Source organism: Cerasibacillus terrae, assembly GCF_008039555.1.
In the GTDB taxonomy this organism is placed as follows: domain Bacteria; phylum Bacillota; class Bacilli; order Bacillales; family Amphibacillaceae; genus Cerasibacillus; species Cerasibacillus terrae.
This window is the reverse complement of record NZ_VDUW01000019.1, coordinates 1-4,806: the sequence shown is the minus strand read 5'-3', so window position 1 is coordinate 4,806 and position 4,806 is coordinate 1. Positions and strand designations below refer to the sequence as shown.

The following is a 4,806-nucleotide window of genomic DNA, read 5'->3' as shown; positions in this document are numbered from 1 at the left end:
TTAACCATAGTATAATAAATAATAGTAGTTAAAGTAGTTTAGGAGGAGATGTTAAAGGGAGATTTTACTTTAAATAAAAATTAACAAGGTTTATAATTTGTAGTACTTAAAGTGTTTAAAGAGGGGGGAGCGTGTGAGGGTTCAAAGGATAGAAGTGGAGAATAAGCCGTATCCATTGTATTTATTACTAGATAAAGAATACCAGCTAATTGAACCAGTAATGAAATTTATTAAATACTTAGATAACACTGGTAAGTCTCCAAATACCATTAAAGCATACTGCTATCATTTAAAGTTGCTGTATGAGTTCATGGAACAGAGAGGCGTTATTCTTAATGATATTAACTTTGAATTGTTAGCAGACTTCGTAGGTTGGTTGAGATATCCAACAGCAACAAATGTAATTGATCTTCAGTCAAAAGAAGCCATAAGAGAAGAAACGACAGTGAATACAATTTTAAATGCCGTTATGAGTTTTCTTGATTATTTAAGTAGATTAGGAGAATTTAAATCAATTGATGTATTTAAACAAGCAAAGGGAAGAAATTTCAAAGGATTTTTACATCACGTTAATAAGGGTAGATACCAAAAGAATGTCTTAAAGTTAAGGGTTAAAAAGAAACAGATAAGAACATTGACATCAGAGGAAGTTAAGCAAATTATTGATGCTTGTCATACGAAAAGAGATAAATTAATTTTAATGCTTATGTATGAGGGTGGTTTAAGAATCGGTGAAGTGTTATCGCTTAGGCTTGAAGATATTGCCACTTGGGACAATCAAATCCATTTAACACCTAGAGATGTTAATGTAAATGAAGCTTATATTAAATTAAGGAAGGAAAGAACAATACATGTGAGTAAAGAACTGATGTCACTTTATACAGATTACTTGGTATATGAGTATAGTGAGGAATTGGAGCATGATTATGTTTTTATTTCCTTAAAAGAAGGCTATTTTGGGAAACCACTAAAGTACCAAAGTGTTCTTGATCTAGTTAGAAGAATAGTTAAAAGGACTGGAATAGAATTTACATCGCATATGCTTCGCCACACTCACGCAACGCAGCTAATTAGGGAAGGATGGGATGTTGCGTTCATTCAAAAGAGATTAGGTCACGCACATGTTCAGACAACGTTAAATACCTATGTTCATCTTTCAGATCAGGATATGAAAAATGAGTTTAATAAATACCTTGAGAGAAAGGAGCATAAGAAATGAATGCTTCTAGTAAAAGGAAAATTATCAGTCAGAGTGAGATCAGCAAAAAAATAGCTGTAATGAATGAAGAAATGCAAGGGTTTTGGGCTAATAATAGTTGGGATATAAGAAAATGTCCACATCCTTCTGCCATAGAATTAAGTAAGAATCCTGCTTTAAGAAATCGTTGGGTTCGTTTTGAACGTGTTAAAAATCTGTGGTTAAGAACAGAATTGAAATATTTTTATTTTTACCATTTAAACAATGGAATATGGAATGCAAAAACTGTCTGGATTAGAAAAGGAACAGTAATTAATAAAATGTTAGATTTTTTAGATTTAAAGTATCCCAGCATTACTTCAATTACTGAAGTTCCTATTGAAAAAGCAATGACGGAGTATAGAACATATTTGACAAAACAGGGTGTTAGAATTACTACTACTAATTATAAGATTACTGCTAATCAAGAAAAAACACCTGTAAAAGCTAATTCTTACTATGTTACTAATCTAAAACAATTTATGGAGTTTTATGAGGACTTTTATTTTGATGGAGAGGAGTGGGATAAAGACGTTTGGGATAGACGAAACCTACCTTTGCCAGATGATAAGGTTAACCCAACACAATATGAATATACAATTAACTTTAAAGGGTTTCGGAATACATATTTTAAACAGCTTGTAAAAAGATATTGTAAGTTAAGATTGAACATGGATAGCTTTTCCTATGTAAGTGATATTGCCCAAAAACTTAAAGAGTTCTTTAATTTTCTGGACATGAAGTTTAAACACGTTCAGAGAGTACACCAATTAACGAGAGTGGAAATTGAAGCATATTTAAGTGAACTAAACATGATGGGGATAAAACCTAGTACAATAACTGGGAGGATCTCTATATTGGAAGGACTATTTAGTACCCTTCATAGGCTAGAATGGGATGATGTTCCTTCCAAAATATTAATTTATCCCGAGGACTATCCGAAAATACCAAGAGCAAAACCTCGCTTTATAGACGAATTCGTTCTAGAGCAATTGAACAGTCATCTTGATAAATTACCCGAATATATAGCTACGATGACTATGATTGTTCAAGAATGTGGAATGAGGATAAGTGAATTGTGCACCTTGAAAAAAGGCTGTCTATTAGAGGACAAAGATGGAGATTACTTTTTAAAGTATTATCAATGGAAAATGAAAAAGGAGCATATAGTTCCAATATCTAAAGAGGTAGCTTTACTTATTAAAGTTCGGGAAGATAAAGTTTCAGAGGAATTTCCAGATAGTGAATACCTCTTTCCAAGAAAAGATGGATCGCCATTAAAACAAGAAACATTTAGAGGCGAGTTAAATAAATTAGCTTATGAGCAAAATATAGTGGATAAATCAGGTGAGATTTATAGATTCCATGCCCATGCCTTTCGCCATACAGTAGGAACAAGAATGATTAACAACGGGGTGCCCCAGCATATTGTACAGAAATTTTTGGGGCATGAAAGCCCAGAAATGACAAGTAGATACGCTCATATCTTTGATGAAACTCTAAAAAATGAATTTACTAAATTTCAGGAAAAACTGGTTACCAATAATGGAGATGTGCTCGATCTAGATGATGATAGTGAAGTCGATGATGTAGAGCTTCAATGGTTCAAGAAAAATATAAATGCACAAGTGCTTCCAAATGGTTATTGTAGATTGCCAGTAATAGCAGGTGGTTGTCCACATGCGAATGCATGCTTAGATTGCACTCACTTCTGTACCAGTAAGCAATTCTTACCACAGCACGAAGAACAGTTAGAGCGTACAGAAGAGTTGTTAGCCATAGCTAAGGATAAACAATGGCAAAGGCAAGTAGAAACTAATAGCCGTGTTAAAGAGCGTTTAGAACAAATCATTGGAAGTTTGACGGGGTAATTATCAATGGATAAACAAGTTAGAAATACAACAGAAATTGTACGTTTGGCGAAGCAGAAATCACAAAAGACAAGAGAAAAAGTAGACAAAGCGATTTCTAAATTTTCGATTGAAGGTAAAGCTATTAATTTTAATTCAATAGCAAAGGAAGCTAATGTTTCTAAATCATGGCTTTATAAGGAACACGATATTAGGCAAAGAATCGAATCCCTTCGTGAGCGTCAAATAACATCAAATGTAGTCTCAAAACCCAAGAAAAGTTCTCGTTCGGAGGAAATCCTTATTAAAACCTTAAAAAGAAGAGTTATGGAATTAGAAAAAGAAAATAAAAAATTACAGAACCAAATTCAAAAATTATATGGAGATCTGTATAATAAAGAGTAGTTTTAATTATTAATCTGTAGACAGATTGTGAAAGGATGCACTTAAACGAGGCAGTATAGTTTAAGTGTATTTTTTCACAACAACTTGTACTTTGATTTTTGAAGTGTTAAAATTAATATACTATTAATTGAAAGGAGAGATGGGTGGACAATGAAGAACTAATCTAATTTTTAACAATTGAAATAGTATATTTCATTTTAAAAACTTAGGATTAGTCTGCCCATTTTGCCATATACTAAATAAATGTAAGACTGAATAGCTAAAAAGGCTAAATAGTTTTATTTGAGTATCGTAAAAAGTTACATGACTAATCCTTCCAACATTATTTGGGAGGTTTTTTTTATTCTCCCTGAATCAAAATAAAGAAAGAAGGAATCGAATTGTTAAAACAAAAGGAACTAATGACAAGGGTTAAGGAACTTGTCCAGTCAGATGAACGAATATCTGCTTGTATGATGTATGGCTCTTTTACAAAAGGAGAGGGGGATCAATACTCTGATATAGAATATTATGTTTTTCTAAAAGATGATACAATTTCCACCTTTGATTCAGCAAAATGGCTAAATGAAGTCGCTTCCTACACTTTACTCTATCAAAATGAGTACGGTACGGAAGTAGTAATTTTTGAAAATCTAATACGTGGTGAATTTCATTTCCTTTCCGAAAGCGAAATGAATATTATTCCTTCATTCAAAGAATCAGGCTACATTCCTGACACAAAAGCAATGTTTATTTATGATGAAACAAGACAACTAGAATTGTATTTATCAGAGTTAGAAGGTCCGGGGCCAAATAGACTTACAAAAGAAAACGTAAATTTTTTATTGAATAATTTTTCCAACCTATGGTTAATGGGGATTAATGTTCTTAAAAGAGGGGAAAATGCACGTTCACTGGAACTTTTATCTCAATTACAAAAAAATATACTACAACTCATTCGAATTGCGGAAGAAAATGCCGATAATTGGTTTAATATGACAAAGAATCTTGAAAAAGAAATTAGTCCTGAAAACTATGAAAAGTTTAAAAAGACTACTGCCCGATTAAATAAATTAGAACTATATGAAGCCTATAAGAACTCTTTGCTTCTCGTTATGGAACTTCGAAATCTCGTTGAAAAACAGTATCAGTTAACCGTTAGCGATGATTTCTTAGGCAAACTGTTTAATTATATGAACGAATAAATAAAAAGCCTGTATCTCAAGTGATAACTAAGATACAGGCTTTAATTGTTATTTACTTTAAATACATGTTCTCAAAGTGAAAGTATTGATTATAATGGAGTTTTAATAATTTACTCTTGATAACAACCTA

The 4,806-nt window shown here is 32.2% G+C and carries 4 protein-coding genes; all 4 read left to right on the top strand.

Annotation, left to right across the window (positions count from 1 at the left end):
• Positions 1-133: 133 nt before the first annotated feature.
• A complete protein-coding gene (locus FHP05_RS15045) occupies positions 134-1,219 on the top strand; it encodes a tyrosine-type recombinase/integrase (protein WP_002333499.1) in 1,086 nt (361 codons plus the stop codon).
• Entirely contained in the window at positions 1,216-3,108 is a 1,893-nt protein-coding gene (locus FHP05_RS15040) for a site-specific integrase (RefSeq protein WP_016631285.1), read from the top strand. The genes FHP05_RS15045 and FHP05_RS15040 overlap by 4 nt, the downstream gene beginning before the upstream one ends.
• 6 nt (positions 3,109-3,114) lie before the next feature.
• The gene (locus tag FHP05_RS15035) at positions 3,115-3,492 is read left to right on the top strand and encodes a DUF6262 family protein (RefSeq protein ID WP_020977319.1); all 378 of its coding nucleotides are present in this window, start codon (positions 3,115-3,117) and stop codon (positions 3,490-3,492) included.
• 380 nt (positions 3,493-3,872) lie between these two features.
• Positions 3,873-4,676, top strand: coding sequence for a lincosamide nucleotidyltransferase Lnu(G) (gene lnu(G), locus FHP05_RS15030; RefSeq protein ID WP_025481929.1), 804 nt, complete (start codon positions 3,873-3,875; stop codon positions 4,674-4,676).
• The last annotated feature ends 130 nt before the right edge of the window (positions 4,677-4,806 follow it).